Annotated in this window: 17 protein-coding genes and 2 pseudogenes; 10 read left to right on the forward strand and 9 right to left on the reverse strand. The window is 72.5% G+C overall.

Going from position 1 to position 16715, the window contains the following annotated elements; all coding sequences use genetic code 11:
- Window positions 1–25 precede the first annotated feature (25 nt).
- Window positions 26–646: a GNAT family N-acetyltransferase gene (locus tag FM110_RS01615; RefSeq protein ID WP_087102090.1), complete on the forward strand. Its 621-nt coding sequence runs from the start codon at window positions 26–28 to the stop codon at window positions 644–646.
- A 102-nt stretch (window positions 647–748) separates the two neighbouring features.
- Here FM110_RS01615 and FM110_RS01620 read toward each other — a convergent pair whose 3' ends face one another.
- Entirely contained in the window at window positions 749–1783 is a 1035-nt protein-coding gene (locus tag FM110_RS01620) for an alpha/beta hydrolase (protein WP_087102036.1), read from the reverse strand.
- Between the two features lie 200 nt (window positions 1784–1983).
- On the reverse strand, window positions 1984–2178 hold the full coding sequence (locus FM110_RS01625) for a CsbD family protein (RefSeq protein ID WP_087102038.1): 195 nt from the start codon (window positions 2176–2178) through the stop codon (window positions 1984–1986).
- A gap of 252 nt (window positions 2179–2430) precedes the next feature.
- On the opposite strand from FM110_RS01625, the gene FM110_RS01630 reads away from it, so the two are divergent.
- Entirely contained in the window at window positions 2431–3546 is a 1116-nt protein-coding gene (locus tag FM110_RS01630) for a dipeptide epimerase (RefSeq protein WP_234991833.1), read from the forward strand.
- Entirely contained in the window at window positions 3543–4727 is a 1185-nt protein-coding gene (locus FM110_RS01635; protein ID WP_087102041.1) for a C40 family peptidase, read from the forward strand. The genes FM110_RS01630 and FM110_RS01635 overlap by 4 nt, the downstream gene beginning before the upstream one ends.
- Window positions 4728–4858: 131 nt before the next feature.
- On the opposite strand, the gene FM110_RS01640 is transcribed toward FM110_RS01635, so the two are convergent.
- Window positions 4859–5926, reverse strand: a complete 1068-nt coding sequence (locus FM110_RS01640) for a serine hydrolase (RefSeq protein ID WP_234991834.1) — start codon at window positions 5924–5926, stop codon at window positions 4859–4861.
- Window positions 5927–6138: 212 nt separating this feature from the next.
- Here FM110_RS01640 and FM110_RS14405 point away from each other — a divergent pair, with 212 nt between their 5' ends.
- Window positions 6139–6696, forward strand: a complete 558-nt coding sequence (locus FM110_RS14405; RefSeq protein ID WP_159457944.1) for a cupin domain-containing protein — start codon at window positions 6139–6141, stop codon at window positions 6694–6696.
- Here the strand turns inward: FM110_RS14405 and FM110_RS01650 are convergent.
- Window positions 6594–7043, reverse strand: a pseudogene (locus tag FM110_RS01650) (MFS transporter); the annotation flags it as partial. The gene FM110_RS14405 and the pseudogene FM110_RS01650 sit on opposite strands and share 103 nt — an antisense overlap.
- A 270-nt stretch (window positions 7044–7313) precedes the next feature.
- Here FM110_RS01650 and FM110_RS01655 point away from each other — a divergent pair.
- The 4 genes and pseudogenes from FM110_RS01655 (at window position 7314) to FM110_RS01670 (ending at window position 11717) form a co-directional block, all read left to right on the forward strand.
- Window positions 7314–8861: a fumarylacetoacetate hydrolase family protein gene (locus tag FM110_RS01655; RefSeq protein ID WP_087102046.1), complete on the forward strand. Its 1548-nt coding sequence runs from the start codon at window positions 7314–7316 to the stop codon at window positions 8859–8861.
- Window positions 8858–9598, forward strand: a complete 741-nt coding sequence (locus FM110_RS01660; RefSeq protein ID WP_087102048.1) for a GntR family transcriptional regulator — start codon at window positions 8858–8860, stop codon at window positions 9596–9598. Before FM110_RS01655 ends, FM110_RS01660 begins: the two co-directional genes overlap by 4 nt.
- Window positions 9595–10173: pseudogene (locus tag FM110_RS01665) on the forward strand (aldehyde dehydrogenase family protein); the annotation flags it as partial. The gene FM110_RS01660 and the pseudogene FM110_RS01665, both read left to right, overlap by 4 nt.
- Before the next feature lie 167 nt (window positions 10174–10340).
- Window positions 10341–11717 (forward strand): NADP-dependent succinic semialdehyde dehydrogenase, encoded by a 1377-nt coding sequence (locus tag FM110_RS01670; RefSeq protein WP_087102051.1) that lies wholly within the window; start codon window positions 10341–10343, stop codon window positions 11715–11717.
- Between the two features lie 317 nt (window positions 11718–12034).
- Here the strand turns inward: FM110_RS01670 and FM110_RS01675 are convergent, their stop codons facing one another.
- From FM110_RS01675 to FM110_RS01695, 5 genes are all read right to left on the reverse strand, one after another.
- Window positions 12035–12589 (reverse strand): YetF domain-containing protein, encoded by a 555-nt coding sequence (locus tag FM110_RS01675; RefSeq protein WP_087102053.1) that lies wholly within the window; start codon window positions 12587–12589, stop codon window positions 12035–12037.
- Window positions 12590–12653: 64 nt separating this feature from the next.
- Window positions 12654–13286, reverse strand: a complete 633-nt coding sequence (locus FM110_RS01680) for a 2'-5' RNA ligase family protein (RefSeq protein ID WP_087102055.1) — start codon at window positions 13284–13286, stop codon at window positions 12654–12656.
- Window positions 13287–13389: 103 nt separating this feature from the next.
- Window positions 13390–14766 (reverse strand): replicative DNA helicase, encoded by a 1377-nt coding sequence (gene dnaB / locus FM110_RS01685; RefSeq protein WP_087102057.1) that lies wholly within the window; start codon window positions 14764–14766, stop codon window positions 13390–13392.
- 180 nt (window positions 14767–14946) lie between these two features.
- Entirely contained in the window at window positions 14947–15381 is a 435-nt protein-coding gene (locus tag FM110_RS01690; RefSeq protein WP_159457945.1) for a type II toxin-antitoxin system VapC family toxin, read from the reverse strand.
- Window positions 15378–15647, reverse strand: a complete 270-nt coding sequence (locus FM110_RS01695) for a hypothetical protein (RefSeq protein WP_143276204.1) — start codon at window positions 15645–15647, stop codon at window positions 15378–15380. The genes FM110_RS01690 and FM110_RS01695 overlap by 4 nt, the downstream gene beginning before the upstream one ends.
- 154 nt (window positions 15648–15801) lie before the next feature.
- On the opposite strand from FM110_RS01695, the gene FM110_RS14410 reads away from it, so the two are divergent.
- Together FM110_RS14410 and FM110_RS14415 are read left to right on the forward strand one after the other, a co-directional pair.
- Window positions 15802–16266, forward strand: a complete 465-nt coding sequence (locus FM110_RS14410) for a hypothetical protein (RefSeq protein ID WP_087102062.1) — start codon at window positions 15802–15804, stop codon at window positions 16264–16266.
- Window positions 16263–16694 (forward strand): helix-turn-helix transcriptional regulator, encoded by a 432-nt coding sequence (locus tag FM110_RS14415; protein ID WP_234991835.1) that lies wholly within the window; start codon window positions 16263–16265, stop codon window positions 16692–16694. The genes FM110_RS14410 and FM110_RS14415 overlap by 4 nt, the downstream gene beginning before the upstream one ends.
- The last annotated feature ends 21 nt before the right edge of the window (window positions 16695–16715 follow it).

The following is a 16715-nucleotide window of genomic DNA, read 5'->3' on the forward strand; positions in this document are numbered from 1 at the left end:
GGTGCACCAGCCCTACCCTCGCCTCATGAGCAGCGTTCCCCTATCGCCGTCCCAGCTCTCGGCTCCCGGTACCCGCATCCGCTCCGCCCGCCCCGAGGATGCCGATGCCGTGATCGCGATCCGCAACGACGCGATCCGCACCTCGACGGCCCTGTGGATCGACACGGTTCCGTCCGAGGACGCGGCGCGGGCCTGGGCCGCCGAGCACGTCGAGCTCGGGTCGATGCTCGTGGCCGAGCTGCTCGATGACGGCGCTGACCCCGACCTGGACTCCCCTGGCATCGACTCCGCCGATCGAACTGCTGACCATCCCGAGCCCGCAACCGCGCCGCCGGGCCGCGTCGTGGGCTTCGCGAGTCACGCTCCTCTGCGCCCCTACGACGGCTATCGGTGGACCGCCGAGGACTCGGTGTACCTGACCGCCGACGCCCAGGGCCGCGGGCTCGGCCGGGCACTGCTCGAGGCCCTCGTGCCGCTCGCGGCCAGTCAGGGCGCGCACTCGCTGATCGGCATGATCGAGGCGTCCAACACCGCCTCGATCGCCCTGCACGAAAGCTTCGGCTTCACCGAGACGGGCCGCATCCCCCAGGCCGGGCGGAAGTTCGACCGCTGGCTGGACCTGGTGATCATGCAGCGCCTGCTGTGACGGGCGCGCATCGCTGACGCACCCGACGGGCGGTGAGCGGACTCAGCCGGGACTCCGGTCGGGCGGCTGCGATGGCGGGCGCCGCTGCGCCCGAACGCGGACTCAGTCCCGCATGCCGCAGGCCTCGCGGACGAACACGACCTGGCGCCGCAGCGCCCACTGCGCCGCGGGGTCCTCCGTCATGATCGGGTAGTCGTGCTGGCCGCCGTCCTGATCGACGAGGACCACGGGCACGGCGGCCGCGCGCAGATCGGCCGCGAGCGCACGGGCATCGCCCGCGAGCATGTCGTCCGAGCCGGTGACGATCAGCGTCGGCGGGAGGCCCTCGACCGTGCCGAAGCGGGGGCTGATGCGGGGATCGTCCAGGGCGTAGCCGCCGGCATATCGCGCCGCGGCACGCCGGATGCCCGCGATGTCCAGTAGCTCATCACGCTCCGCGGCCTCCGTGACCTGCGGATCCGAGAGCGTGAGGTCCGTCCACGGCGCCGTCAGCAGCACCCCGGCCGGCATCGGCCCATGCTCGGCGCGCAGGCGCTGCAGGGCCGCGAGCACCACGCCGCCTCCGGCGCTGTCGCCCGAGAGCACCCAGTGCCCGTCGCGCACCTCGGCGCGCTCCGCGAGCTCCCGGATCACCGCCACCACGTCGTCGACGGCCGCCGGGTACGGGGAGCGCGGCGGCATCCGGTAGTGGACCATCGCGGCCGCGACACCGGCCCGGCGCCGCAGCTCCTCGAGCCAGCGCCAGTGCGCGGGCGACTCGCCCGAGAGGAAACCGCCGCCATGCACCTGGATCACCGCGGCACGAGCGGCGCGAGGGCGGTCGATCCAGGTCACGGGAACGCCCGGCATCGTGCGATCGACCGCGCCGATGCGGTCGCGGGCGACGAGCGCGGGGTCGACCACCCGGGCCGACGGCCTCGACGGGCGTTGCGTGCGACGCACGACAGCGTCGAGGGCCGGATCGGGCAGACGCATGAGGGCGCGGAAGACCCGGCCCTTCCCGCGCAGGGAGCGGGCGGCCTCCTCCGAGGCGCGCGGCGGCCGCTCGGGGGCGAGGTCGGAGGGCACGGCGGGGACGCCGGGAGCGGTCTCGCCGGATGCCGCCTCGCTGAGGGCCGGGGTGCTCGCAGAGGTCATGGCTGCATCCTTCCACGTCGGTCGCCGCACGGGCAGGCCGAGCCGGCGGGAACGGACCGGATGGACGGGAAAGCACGGCGTGCCCGCCCCGCTGAGCGGGACGGGCACGCCGGAGGATCATCGGCCGCAGAGCACGGGCACGGGCACGGGCACGGGCACGGGCACGGGCCGACGATCCAGGATCGCCGGGGATCAGCGCGTCACTTGCTGAAGCCGTCCTTGAGGTCGCCCACGGCGTCCTTGACGTGCTCGCCGGCCTGCTTGGCGCCGGCCTCCGCCTGGTCGCCAGCGCCCTCGGCCTGCAGCTTGGGGTTGTCGGTGGCGTCGCCCGCGGCCTCCTTCGCCTTGCCGGAGAGCTCCTGGGCCTTGTTGCCGAGCTTGTCGCCGAGATTCATACGGTCCTCCTGGGGTCGGGCTATCAGGGACGCGGCGCCGGATCGACGCCATGGCGCGCACCGTAGGCCCGCGATTCCGGGAGTTCCCGGGGAATCGACTGAACGGTCGGTGGGCGCCGAACGGGCCGCCGCACCGGCCGACGGCCGCCCCATGCCCCGTCGGTCCACGTCCTAGCCCGTCGCCCTTCCTCCACTCGTCCCACCTGTCCACGCTCTCTCCCGTGCGCGCGCCCGATGGGGGATGCTGGGGTCATGGACCTCGAGATCCGCTCCCTCGCCTTCCACGCGCACCGCTGCCCCCTGCGGCGACCGTTCGTGACCGCCCAGCGGCGCACCGAGGCGGTCGAGTACGTGGTCGCCGAGGTCGAGCTCGCCGACGGCACCCGCGGTCAGGGGTCGGCGGCCGAGACCCGCGCGGTCACGGGCGAGGACGCCTGGTCGATCATGGAGGCGATCGACGGGCCGCTGCGCGCGGCCCTCGTCGGGTCTCGCGGCGCGATCGCGGAGCTGTCCGAGGCGATCGGGGCCGCCCTGCCGCGCGCGACGAGCGCGAAGGCCGCCGTCGACGTCGCCCTCCACGACGCCTGGGCGCGGTCGGCCGGACGTCCGCTGGTCGAGCTGCTGGGCGGCGACCTCGCGGCGCGGTCGAGCATCGTCGACGACATGACCGTCTCGCTCGAGGACCCGGAGACGATGGCGCGACGGGCCCGGGAGGCCGCCGACGGCGGAGCCGGGATCCTCAAGATCAAGCTGGGGCGCGACGCCGCCGAGGACCGTCGACGCCTGGACGCCGTGCTCGAGGCGGTCCCGGAGGCCCGCCTGCGGCTGGACGCCAATCAGGGCTGGGATGCCGCGCAGGCGATCGCGATCATCACGGCGATGGAGCGCGACGGCCTGCCCGTCGACCTCGTCGAGCAGCCCGTGCCCGCCCGCGACCTCGACGCCCTGGCCCGCGTGACGGCGGCCGTCTCCACGCCGATCATGGCCGACGAATCCCTGTGGACCCCCGAGGACGCCCGCGAGATCATCGACCGCGGGGCGGCGGATCTGCTGAACATCAAGCTCGCCAAAACGGGCTCGCTGCGCCGGGTCCTGGACATCGCCGACCTCGCCGCCGAGGCGGGGCTGGAGTGCATGGTGGGTGCGATGATGGAGCCGCGGATCTCGATCACCGCCGCCGCGCACGTGGCCCTCGCCCACCCGGCGATCACGATGATCGACCTCGACGCCCCCGCCTGGTTCGCCTCCTCCGAGCCCGCAGGCGGCTTCGAGGAGACCGGAGGCGTCCTGCGCCTGCTGGGCGGTCCCGGGCTGGGCCTGGAACCGCTGTCCCCCGACACCGAGCCGCTCGACGGAGGCCCCCGATGACCACGCAGCCCGCAGAGACCGCGCAGCCCTCAGCGACGACGCATCCTTCGGAGACGACGCAGACTGCAGAGCCGTCGCAGCCCACAGCGACCGCACCCTCCGCAGACGCGACCACGCTCCCCGCCGACGAGACCCCGCTGCCCTCCGAGCAGGGCGACCTGTCCGCCGCCCCGGAGCCGCAGCGAGCAGCGCCCCTCGTGCCCGGGACCCAGGCCGTCGTCGCCGTGGCCGTCTCCACCGTGTGGGTCTCCCCCGACGCCCCGCGCCCCGGCATCGACGACCCGGCGCTGACGGCGCCCGTCGACCCCGACGCCTGGAACACGAAGCTGTGCGACGACGAGACCCGTGGTGCTCTCCTGCCCCTGCTGGAGACGCAGGCGCTGTACGGCGCGCTCGTGCAGGTGGACGAGGTGCGCGGCGACTGGGTGCGCGGGGTCGTGCTCGGCCAGGGGACGACCCGCGATGCCCGCGGCTATCCCGGCTGGCTACCCGCCCGGCACCTCGTGGTGGACCGGGAGTTCGCGCACCGGGTGCGCATGGCGCCGCGGGCGCTCGTCACGGCCCCCTTGGCCGAGCTCGCCGTGGAGACCGCTCCGCGCGGCGCCGTCCCCGCGCCCCCTGCCCGCATCGGATTCACGACGATGCTGCCCGTGATCGCCGACGACGACGGGCGCGTCCCTGCCGAGGACGAGGCGACGGTGCGGGTGGCCCTCCCGGGCGGCGGGGTGGCGGCGCTGCGCCGCGATGACGTCCTGCTGCGGTGCGGTGCCGGGGAGCACTACGGCACCGGGAGCGCCGAGGAGGTCATCGCCGACGGTGAGCGCTACCTCGGACTGCAGTACCTGTGGGCGGGGATGACCGCGTGGGGGTTCGACTGCTCCGGCTTCGTGCGCGCGATCCTGCTGGCGCACGGCATCGAGATCGCCCGGGACGCCGGCGACCAGCTGCGGGCCTCGGGCCTGCCGTTCGTCGAGCGCGAGGATCTCCGGCGCGGCGACCTGGTCTTCTTCTCCAACGGTCCCGGTGCCGAGTCCATCCGGCACGTCGCGATGTGGATCGGGGACGGGCGGATCCTCCACTCCCCCAACTTCCGCCGCACCGTCGTCGAGGAATCGCTCGAGGAGTACGACGTGCATGGCGAGTACGCGGGGGCCGTGCGCCCGCCGTACGCGGGGGCCTGAGCGGTCGACCAGCTCCCTGGCGAGCACGCCTGGCGGCGATCAGCGACCGGGCGAGCATGCCCGCGGCGATCAGTCGGCGAGGCGAACACGCCCGCGGTGATCAGCGTCCAGGCGAGCGCGCCCGGCGGCGGTCAGTCGGCCAGGTTCCCGAGCAGCTCCCGCGCGGTGCGGCGGATCGTGTCATCGGCCTCGGCAAGGGTGAGCCCGCTCGTCATGACCGCGAGGCAGCGCAGATCCTCCGAGCACGGGTCTCCGATGAACGCGACATCGTGACGGAAGCCGTCGACCTCCCCCGACTTCGAACCGGCATCCAGGCCCTCGGGCAGGACGTCGAGGATCACGCGCATCCGCTGGGCGCGCAGGGCATCCAGTGCGAGCCCGGTCGAGGCGGGCGAGAGCAGGCCCGGTCCAGGTTTCCGCGCGGGCGCCTTCGGTCCCCACGGCGCCCCCGACCCCCTGGGCGTCCCCGGCCCCACGAACGTCTCGGTCTCTGCGGTCGTCCCCGGCCCCACGAACGTCTCGGTCTCTGCGGTCGTCCCCAGCTCCCCGGCGACGAGCCCCGCCTTCGAGCAGGGGCCGGCGGGCACGCCGGCCTCCCGGCGCACGATCCGCCGCATCGTCTCGGCGAGATCGGCCGCGCAGGTCTCGTTGGTGAAACCCCGGGCGATAGCGGCGGCATCGCCGATGCGGCGCTCCGCCCGCGTCGCCCTCAGCCCCAGCTCCTCGATCACCGCCTCCACGGCATCGAGACCGACGAGGTCGATCACCGTGTTCGTGGCCTCATTGGACGAGCGATCGATCATCCGCACCAACAGCTCGCGCACCGAGACCGGGGTTCCGTCGGCCGGATGCGTCGGATCCAGATGGTCCCCGGCCAGCGTGAACGCCGAGCCGTCGACACCGCCGAAGGTGCGCGTGGCCGGGATGGTCGCGTCCAGCTCGATGTCCCCGGCATCGACCGCGCGCAGGGCCGCGAGCAGCACGTGCAGCTTGATGGTGCTGGCGGCGTAGAACGGTCGGGCGGACTCGTGCTCGGCGAGCACCGTGCCGTCGGCGTCGACCAGGGCCCAGGCGATCAGCGGTGCCGCCCCGGCATCGACCACGGGCATGACGGGGCGCGCGTCGGCGGATGCGGCGGACGAGGCGGAGGCGGGGTCGGCGGGCGGGGTGGGCGGCGCAGAGGCGGGCTTGGCAGGCATGGCGCGAGCGTATCGCCGCCGATCCCGGCCAGAATCTGCAGTCCAGCGGCATCTGCCTCGCATATTCCAGGGCATCTGCTGCTGACGTGCATCCTCTGGACGGCAGGCAGCCGCACCGCACCGTCCGCACTGCACCACGCTGGGCCGCACCGCTCCGCCCGCACCGCGGCAGTAGCATCGGAGCACTCGACGACGAGCCCCGAGGAGGTCCGATGCAGCCGCGCCCCGCACCCCTGGACGGCGCCCTCGACATCCCCCCGCTCGACGGCGAGGCCCTCGACCTCACGACCTGGCGGATCCTCACCACCGAGCACTTCGTCCCGCTGGACGTCCACCCGCTGTGCCCGCCCGAGGAGTTCGTCGGCCGGGTCTCCCGCATCGACCGCGGCCCCCTGTCGGTGTTCCGCATCGAGCACTCTCCCGCGGTGGTCGCCCGCACCCCGCAGCTCATCGCCCGATCCGAGCGCTCGAGCGCGATGATGAAGGTGAGCCTGCAGATCGAGGGCGACGGCCTGGTCGAGCAGGACGGCCGCGTCACGCTCCTGCACCCCGGGGACCTGGCCCTCTACGACACCTCGAGGCCCTACACGCTGCGCTACGACACGGCCACCCGCCTGATCGTGCTGTCCTTCGCCGCGGGCTCCCTGCCGGTGCCGCGCGAGGAGGTCGCGCTGGTCACCGCCACCCCCTTCCCCCTGCCGGCGGCGATGCCCTGGAGGATGCGCAGCCCGACGAGCAGGATCGGGGCGGCGAGGCCGATCCCGGTGTAGGTGGGCAGCAGACCGATGGCCGTGGTCGCACCGCCCATGAGGATCAGCGTGATCACCAGCATGGGGCGGCGTCCGATGCGGTCCCCGAAGTGGCCGGCGAGGAAGGCGCCCAGCGGCCGGAAGAGGAAGGAGAGGCCGATCGTCAGGAGCGACAGCAGGAAGCCCGCCGTCTTCCCCGCGGGCTCGAAGAAGAGCGGCGCGAACACGAGGTTCGCGGCGAAGGCGTAGATGAAGAAGTCGTACCACTCGATGGTGGTGCCGACGATGACGGCGGCGCCGACCTTGATGCGCTCGGCGGTCGAGGTGACGCGCTCGGCCGGAGCCGCGGTCGCGGGGACGGAACTCATGGGGGCTCCCTTGTCTCATGGGCTGGAGGGATGACCGGACGGGGTGAGAGGTCGCCGTCGACGCGGCGCTGTGCCGACGGCGGCTCGGAAGGACGCCGGGAAACGACCTGGAGGCGGGGGACCGGGACGACCGGGGCACGGATCGTATACGGTTGCGACGGATCGAATACGGTGACCGCGATCACGACAAGACCCGATCTTCGCGGCGGGTCGTGACCGCGTTCACTCCACCCCTTCCCGCGAGACCGCGGGATCGTATACGATCTCCGCATGGTCGACGCAGACACCGCCTCCGCAGCCCCCGCCACCGCGCTCGCCGCCTGGGACCTCCTCGGAGGCCGCCCCGGCACCGTGTACGCGATGCACATCGGCTACGCCGCGCGCGCCGCCCAGAAGGGGCGCACCCCCGAGGCTCCGGGCTATTTCCTCAAGACCGCCACGTCGCTCGCCGCCCCCGCGCCCGTCGAGGGCGAGACCGACCCGGCCACCGTCGTCGAGCTGCCCGCCGGCGCCGAGATCCTCGGCTTCGAGGGCGAGATCGCGCTCGTGATCGGCCGCGGCGGCCGCCGCATCTCCCCCGAGGACGCCTGGGGCCACGTGGCCGCCGTGACCGCCGCCAACGACCTGGGCGCCTTCGATTTCCGCAGGGCCGACAAGGGCGCCAACGTCCGCTCCAAGGGCGGCGACGGCTTCACCCCCATCGGCCCGACTCTCCTGCCCGCGGCGCAGATCGACCCCGCCGACATCGAGATCCGCACCTGGAAGGACGGCGAGCTGGTCCAGGCGGACTCCACGTCCACCCAGCTGTTCTCCCTGCGCGAGATCGTCGCCGACCTCTCCCAGCTCATCACCCTGGTCGAGGGCGACGTGATCCTCACGGGCACCCCGGCCGGCGCGAGCACCTTCCTCCCCGGCGAGCGCGTGGAGGTCGAGGTCAGCGCGGGCGAGCTGTCGACCGGACGCCTCGTGACGACCTCGGTGCGCGGCACGGAGCCCGTCATCGGCGTGAGCGCCCAGCCCAAAGCCACCCCCGAGCAGTGGGCCGACGCCTCCGGGCGTCCGCTCTCCGACTTCACCGAGCCCGAGGCCCCCGTCCTCACCCCCGAGCTGCGCGAGCGCCTGGGACGCGTGGCGCTGGCGACGCTCTCGAGCGCGCTGCGCAAGAAGGGACTGGACAACGTCTCGATCGACGGCCTGCGCTCCACGCAGCCGGGCACGACGATGATCGGCACCGTCCGCACCCTGCGCTACGTGCCCAACCGCGAGGACCTCTTCCGCTCCCACGGCGGGGGCTACAACGCCCAGAAGCGCCTGTTCGACTCGCTGCGGGAGGGCGACGTACTCGTGATGGACGCCCGCCAGCAGGACCGGTCCGGCACGCTCGGGGACATCCTCGCGCTGCGCGCCCGCCACCTCGGCGCGGCCGGGATCGTGACCGACGGCGGCGTGCGCGACCTCGACGAGGTCACCGAGATCGGCATCCCCACCTTCCACGCGGGCGGGCACCCCGCCGTCCTCGGCCGCCTCCATGTCCCGTGGGGCATCGACGAGACCATCGCCTGCGGCGGGACCTCCGTGCAGCCCGGCGACATCATCGTCGGCGGCGGCGACGGCGTGCTCGTGATCCCGCCCGCGCTCGTCGAGGAGGTCGTGGCCGAGGCCGAGGTCCAGGAGGAGCAGGAGGCGTTCATCGCCCGCATGGTCGACGAGGGCCACCCCGTCGACGGCCTGTTCCCCATGAACACGGAGTGGAAGGCCCGCTTCGAGGCCGAGCGCTCCGGCGCCGGCACCTCCGGCAGTGCGGGAGCGAGCTCATGAGCCCCTCCACGGCCACCGCGAGCGCGCCGACCGAGAGCGCGAGCAAGTCGCAGATCGCCTACACGCTGCTCCACGACCGCATCGTCGCGGGCGAGTACGCGCCCGGGGAGCGGCTCGTGCTGTCCCGCGTCGGCGATGAGATCGGCGCGAGCGTCGTTCCCGTCCGCGAGGCCATCCGCCGCCTCGAGGCCGAGGGCATGGTGACCTTCGAGCGCAACGTCGGAGCTCGCGTGGCCGAGATCGACGAGCACGCCTACCGCGAGACGATGGAGACCCTCTCGATCGTCGAGGGCGCCGCCGTCTCCCTGGCCGCGCCGTTCATCGCGCCGCGCGATCTCGCCACCGCTCGCAGCATCAACGAGCGCATGCGCGAGATCCTCGAGGACTTCGATCCCGTCGAGTTCACCCGGCTGAACGAGCGGTTCCACCGCCTGCTCTCGGACCCCTGCCCGAACTCCCATCTGGCCGATCTCGTCGACCGCGGCTGGAAGCGCCTGTCGCACCTGCGCTCCTCGACGTTCCGCTACGTGCCCGGGCGAGCCCGCGACTCCATCGCCGAGCACGCGGACATCCTGCGCCGCATCGGCGACGGCGCGAGCGCGATCGAGATCGAGCTCGCGGTCCGGCACCACCGCCTGGCCACCCCGCACGCCTACCTCCACCGCAGCGACCGCAGTCCGTCCCCGGTCGATATCGCCGCATCCGCCGTCCCTTTCATCGTCGAAGGAGGATCATGAGCCGCAAGCCCGAGGGCATCCCCTCCGTCATCCCCCACTACATCGACGGCGAGCGCGTCGAGTCGGTCTCCGGCGAGACCTTCGACGTGCTCGACCCGGTCACCAACGAGGCGTACACGAAGGCCGCCTCGGGCGACAAGGCCGACATCGACAAGGCCGTCGCCGCCGCGAACCGCGCCTTCCACGAGGGCCCGTGGCCGCGCATGAAGGCTCGTGCCCGCGCGAAGGTGCTCAACCGGATCGCCGACATCGTCGAGTCCCGCGAGGACGAGCTCGCGGCGATGGAGTCCTTCGACTCGGGTCTGCCGATCACGCAGGCGCGCGGCCAGGCCCAGCGCGCGGCCGAGAACTTCCGCTTCTTCGCGGACCTCATCGTGGCCCAGCGCGACGACACCTACAAGGTGCCGGGCATGCAGATGAACTACGTCAACCGCAAGCCCAAGGGCGTCGCGGGCCTCATCACCCCGTGGAACACGCCGTTCATGCTGGAGTCCTGGAAGCTGGGGCCCTCGCTCGCCTCGGGCTGCACCGCCGTGCTCCCGCTGGAGAGCCCTGAGCTGCTCGCGGACTTCTTCGAGCCGTTCCTGCTGGCCGCTCCCCGCACCGGCACCGCGCCCGAGGCCGATGAGCGCAGCGCCGAGCCGTCCGATCGGGATCGGCCGACCGGATCGCTCGGCGGGGAGGCCCCGGCCGCCGCCACGCTCGCCGTCAACGACCAGCTCAACTGACAGGAGGACCCGTCATGGCCATCGCCACCGTCAATCCCGCCACCGGCGCGACCGTGCAGACCTTCGAGGCGCACGACGACGCCGAGGTCGAGCGCAGGATCGCGCAGGCCGATGCGGCCGTCGCCGAGCTGCGCGCCACCACGTTCGCCCAGCGCGCCCAGTGGGCGCATGCGACCGCGGACATCCTCGACGCCGAGAACGAGCAGGTCGCGCAGATCCTCACGCTGGAGATGGGCAAGCCCATCGGCCAGGCCCGCGCCGAGGTGTCCAAGTGCGCGGCCGGCCTGCGGTTCTACGCCGACAACGCCGCGTCGTTCCTGGCCGACGAGCCCCTCGAGGACCCCTCGTCCGTGAACGCCTCCAGCGCGTTCTCCCGGTACCAGCCGCTCGGCGTGATCCTCGCGGTCATGCCGTGGAACTACCCGCTGTGGCAGGTGGTGCGCTTCGCCGCCCCCGCGCTGATGGCTGGGAACACGGGGGTGCTCAAGCACGCCTCGAACGTGCCGCAGACCGCCCTGTACCTCGACACTCTGTTCGCGCGCGGCGGCTTCCCCGAGGGGGCGTTCCGCACCCTGCTGATCGGCTCGCGCCAGGTCGAGGCCGTGATCGACGACCCCCGCGTCAAGGCGGTCACGCTCACCGGCTCCGAGCCCGCGGGGCAGGCGGTCGCGGCGCGAGCCGGGGACCGCATCAAGAAGTCCGTGCTGGAGCTGGGCGGCTCCGACCCGTTCATCGTGATGCCCAGCGCCGACCTCGACGCCGCCGTCGCCACCGCGGTGAAGGCGCGCACGCAGAACAACGGGCAGTCGTGCATCGCGGGCAAGCGGTTCATCGTGCACGCCGACGTCTACGACGCCTTCACCGAGAAGTTCGTCGCCGCGATGGACGCCCTGACGCTCGGCGACCCCGCCGACGAGTCCACCGACGTGGGCCCGGTCGCCACCGAGGGCGGGCGCCAGGACCTGATCGACCTCGTTGAGGACGCGAAGCAGGCGGGGGCGAGCATCCTGCTGGGCGGCAATGTCCCCGAGGGCGACGGCTGGTTCTACCCCGTGACCGTCGTGGCCGACCTCCCTGAGCATGCCCGCCTGGTGCAGGAGGAGACCTTCGGGCCGGTGGCCTCGCTGTACCGGGTCGCGGACCGCGAGGAGGCGCTGCGGATCGCGAACCAGACCACGTTCGGGCTCTCCTCGGCCGTATGGACGCAGGACGACGAGGAGAAGGCGTTCTTCGTCGACGGCATCGAGGCCGGGGGCGTGTTCGTCAACGGCATGACCGTCTCCTACCCGGAGCTGCCGTTCGGCGGGATCAAGTGTTCGGGCTACGGCCGCGAGCTGGCCGCCGCCGGGATCCGGGAGTTCTGCAACCTCAAGACGGTGTGGGTGGCCTGAGGAGGTCGACGGGGCCCCCGGCCCCTGGGCGACGGCTTCCGTCCCTCCAGGCAGGACTGCGGTCCCCCACCCGGGACGATTCCCGTCTCTGGCTGCCGCCCAGGGCCCCTTTTCACAGCCGAGGTCCCACCCGCGGCGCTTCTCACCGCGTGGCCGAGCCACTGCGCAGCAGACATGGGCGTCAGAGAGCCGGTCACCCGCATATGTGTGGGTGACCGGCTCTCTGACGCCCATATCTGTCGGGCCTCGCCAGCGAGGGCCGGCCCGCTGCTCACTCGCCCGGAGCCGGCCTGCTGCGCCCTCACCGGGGAGACCCGTCAGCTGATGAGCACCTCGGGCACGAGATCGCGTCCGCGCACGCCCTCGAGCAACGCCGCGTCGATGCTCTGACCAGCATGGACGATCGTCAGGGTGCCGCGGGTCTCGCAGATCACGAGCGCGGCGTCCTGCAGGCGGAGGATTCCCGCGCGCCGCAGCTGGATCCGCAGCTGGGCCTCGGTCATCCCGCGCCGGCGCAGGTTCTCGGGGACCGCCTCGCCGCGGACCATGACCACGCTCGGGCGCCTCCCTTCGAGGTGCCCGCTGCGGCGCAGCGCAGCGGTGAAGCGCCCGAGCACGGTCTCGAGCGCGAGCAGGGTGGTCAGGGCGACGGCGGCACCGCCGAGGGTGGGGAAGTCCCCGAGCATCGCGCGGGCGGTGAGGGAGCCGACGAGCGCCAGCAGCGCCCACGACAGCACCGAGGGGCTGGACATCAGGCGCGGGCCCGACACCTGCATGAGCAGCACGAGCACGACGTACAGCACGGTCGTCGCGATGACGACACCGAGGGCGCCTGCGCCTGTGATCCCGATGTGCGACCAGATCTCCGCCATGACACCCATTGTCCCGCGCGGAGCGGGCGCGGTGGGATCGGATGCCCGGCCCCGACGCCTGCGCTCAGCCCCCGATGCTCGCCTGGCGCAGGACCTCCCACTCGTAGACCTTCCGGTCGCGGCCCAGCTCCATGAGGGTCACGAGGGGATCCTCGACCACGAGGGGGCCGGTGGGCAGCACCGGCAGGAGGGCATCGACGATGTCGGCGGCGGGTGCCTCCCCGGTGCAGTAGCCGAGCGTCACGTGCGGCCAGAACTCACCCCACTCCCGCGGACCCAGGACATCGTCGATCACGGAGCGCTGCAGCGCGCACAGCGGGTCGAGCCAGACGGCATGGGCATCGGCGACCATCACAGACTCGAGTTCCACGAGCAGCGAGCCGCACACCAGGGGACCGTGGGGGAGGTCAGCGAGCCCGTCGAACACCCGACGCGAGATCTCCGAGAGCTGCACCTCCGTGACCTCGTCAGTGAATCCGACGCCGTTCATCGTCAGGTGCAGTCCCTCGAGCGGCACGGGTCCGATCTCGGGGAGGGTGTCGAGCACGGGCGCGACCGCGCGGGCAAGAGCATGGATCTCCTCGGCGCGCTCCATCGTGACGTGGAAGGTCGCCATGCGCCGTCCCTCGCGCCACCCCGGACGCCACCACCAGTGGTCGCGCGTCGTGGTCAGATCCCGGCCGAGCTCGAGCTTCATGGGGCACCTCTCATCGTCGTCGAGGCCGACGCTATCTCAGACCGCCCCGTCACCAGCCCGGGCTTCACGCCGCCAGCCCGGCCTCACGCCATCCGCCCGGGCCCTACGCCGCGTATCCCCCGCCCCCGGCCATGTCCTTGAACCGCGAGTAGCGGCCCTCGAACGCGACGGGGATGGTCTTGGTGGCGCCGTTGCGGTGCTTGGCGACGATGAGGTCCGCCTCGCCGGCGCGCGGGGATTCCTTCTCGTAGTAGTCCTCGCGGTGGATCAGGACGATGAGGTCCGCGTCCTGCTCGATCGAGCCGGACTCGCGCAGGTCGCTCATCATGGGCTTCTTGTCCTGGCGCTGCTCGTTGCCGCGGTTCAGCTGCGAGATCGCGATGACGGGCACCTCGAGCTCCTTGGCCAGCAGCTTGAGCGCACGGGAGAACTCCGAGACCTCCTGCTGACGGGACTCGACGCGCTTGCCCGAGCTCATGAGCTGCAGGTAGTCGATGACGACCACCTTGAGGTCGTGCTTCTGCTTGAGGCGCCGGCACTTGGCGCGGATCTCCATGAGCGACATGTTCGCGCTGTCGTCCATGAACAGCGGCGCGTTGGAGATGCGGGACATGGCCCGCGCGAGCGCCTGCCAGTCGCGGTCGTCCATGGAGCCGTCGCGCATGCGGTTCATGGGCACCTGCGACTCGGCCGAGAGCAGGCGCATGGTGATCTCGGTCTTGTCCATCTCGAGGGAGAAGATGCAGGCAGTCTGGTTGTTGTGGATCGCGGCGGAGCGCAGCACGTCCATGCCCAGGGTCGTCTTGCCCATGGCGGGGCGCCCGGCGAAGATGATCATCTGCCCGGGATGGAGGCCCTGCGTGAGCTCGTCGAACTCGGCGAAGCCGGTGGGGATGCCGGTGACCCGTCCGCCGCGGCCCTGCGTGGCCTCGATGACGTCCACAGTGGGCAGGATGACCTCGCCCAGCGGCACGAAGTCCTCGGACTGGTTGCGCTCGGTGACGGCGTACACCTGCGCCTGGGCCTCGTTGATGGCCTCCTCGACCTCGCCGCCGTCGGCCGCGTAGCCGAGCTGGACGATGCGGGTGCCGGCCTCGACGAGCCGACGCAGGGTCGCGCGCTCGGCGACGATCTCCGCGTAGTAGCCCGCGTTGGCGGCGGTCGGGACCATGTCGATGAGGTCCGCGAGATAGGCGCCGCCGCCCACACGCTGCAGCTCGCCGCGCTTGGTGAGCTCGTCCGAGACCGTCACGAGGTCCGCGGGCTCGCCGCGCCCGTAGAGGTCGATGATCGCCTCGTAGATGAGCTCGTGGGCGGGCCGGTAGAAGTCCGATGCCACCACCTGCTCGACGACGTCCGCGATGGCGTCCTTGGACAGCATCATGCCGCCCAGCACGCCGCGCTCAGCGTTGAGATCCTGCGGCGGCGTGCGCTCGAGGCCGCGATCGGGTCCGGGTTCGAGGGCTTCGGTGGAGGTCACCGTCTCAGTCTAGGGAGGGGGTCCGACGAACGAGCTCGCAGGATCGGGCCGCCGACGGCCGACGCCGGGGTCAGTCCGACGGGCGGCGCCAGGGTGGCCCGACAGGCGCGACGGATTCGAGCCCGATGGGCGCGCCGGACTCGAACCCGACAGGTGCGTCGGTTGCGGGACCGACGCTGGTCAGAACCCGAGCACCTCGACCCCCTCGTCTCGCGCGGCCCGAGCCAGGCGCTCATCCAGGGTCAGCAGCAGCGCGCCCGTCCCGACGGCGAGGTGGAGCACGGCCGCGTCCGGGAGCTTGAGGCCGGTGCGGGCACGGAGCTCGGCGAGCTCGACGCGCGCCTCGCGCCGGTGCAGGTCCGCGGGACCGTCCGGTTCCGCCGCCTCGATGCCGAGCTCGGTCAGCAGCCCCTGATACCGGGCGACGGCGTCGGCTCCACCCGCCCGGGCCGGCAGCACCAGCAGCTCTGTGTGCGTGAGCGGGTGCAGGATCCACGGGAGCCCGGCGGCCTCGTCGAGGAGCGACAGCACGCGATCATGCAACGGCTCGGCCGGGTTCTGCGCGGCGATGACGATGCTCGCATCGAGCACAGCGAGGTCTGTCGGCGCCGTCACTCCGGCCAATCCTCGCGCAGCCGTTCGTGAGCTCCGACGGGGAACCAGGCCGCGACAGCGGCATCCGGACGGCGCAGTCGGCGTCGGCGGCGCGCCGCGAGGGCCGCACGCTCATCCTCGGCGGCTCGCTCGCGGCCGATCTCCTCGAGCAGACGCGCGGCCACCTTGCCGCGGGAGAGCTCGGGCCATCGGCGCTGACCGGCATTGAGGGCGGCGCTCACCTGCTCGGTCTCGGTGATCATGTGACGCGGGAGTCTCGTCGGCATGACACGAGTGTAGCCCCGAACCCCTCGGTGCAGCACCGACAGCCTGCAGGGGCCCGACCTCTTGACATGACGGAGTGCACAAGAGGTACAGTGCCGGTATCACATCAGTGAACCTCTGGTACAGTACCACAGGTATCTTCCGAGGGGGAACGCCATGACCAGCACGACAGCCTCGACCGTCCCGACCAGTGGACTCACCCGGGCTCACGCGAGCCTCCTCCCCTACCTCCTCTGGCTGCTCGTTTCCGGGGCCGTGCTCCACGCTGCGATCGCCCTGACCGGCAACCGCATCGGATGGGCCGCGGCGATCGGCACAGGGATCATCGGCCTCGCCTACGCGGCGTACGCGATCCGCATGGGCCACGGGCTCTCGCGGGTCCGCTACGGGCGTCTGGTCGCCCACGCGCTGACGTACGTCGCCGTGGTCGGCGGCTACCTGCTGCACGCCTACGTCCTGCTCGCCCTCGGATCGCCCGCGATCGTCGGCGATGGCGGCCGCGCCCTCGACGCCGGCTGGATGGGGGCGGCGCTCGCGATGGGCGGCCTCTGGGCACCCGGCCTGCTCATCCACGGCTTCGGCGCCATCATGGACCGCGGGTTCGAGGGGACACGGGCGTGACCGGGCACCCCGGCGCGCGCGACGGATCCCCGGGCACGAGTGGCACCCTCCCGGGCGACGACGCCCGACACCCCGCGAAGACGGGCAAGGACCACGCCCTGTCGGACACGGACACGGAGTGGGTCGACGAACTGGTCCGCAGCTGGACCGAGGTCTACAAGAAGGCGGCCACCACGCTCGCGCTGCTGCGGATCATCCGGGACCGCGGCCCCCTGCCCGCCTCCGCGATCGCCCCGCTGTTCACCGAGGCCACGGGCTGGTCGATCACCGAGCGCGGCCTCTACCGCACCCTCCGCCGCCTGGCCGAGACCGGCGCGCTGCGCATCGAGAAGGTGGACGTCGCGCGCACGGGCGCCAAGCGCCAGGACTTCGAGCTCACGGCGATCGGCGCGGCCTACCTCGAGGGCATCGAGGCGCAGCTGCTCTGAGCGCCGCAGCCACTTCTGAGC

Source organism: Brachybacterium nesterenkovii, from assembly GCF_900163655.1.
Classification (GTDB): domain Bacteria; phylum Actinomycetota; class Actinomycetes; order Actinomycetales; family Dermabacteraceae; genus Brachybacterium; species Brachybacterium nesterenkovii.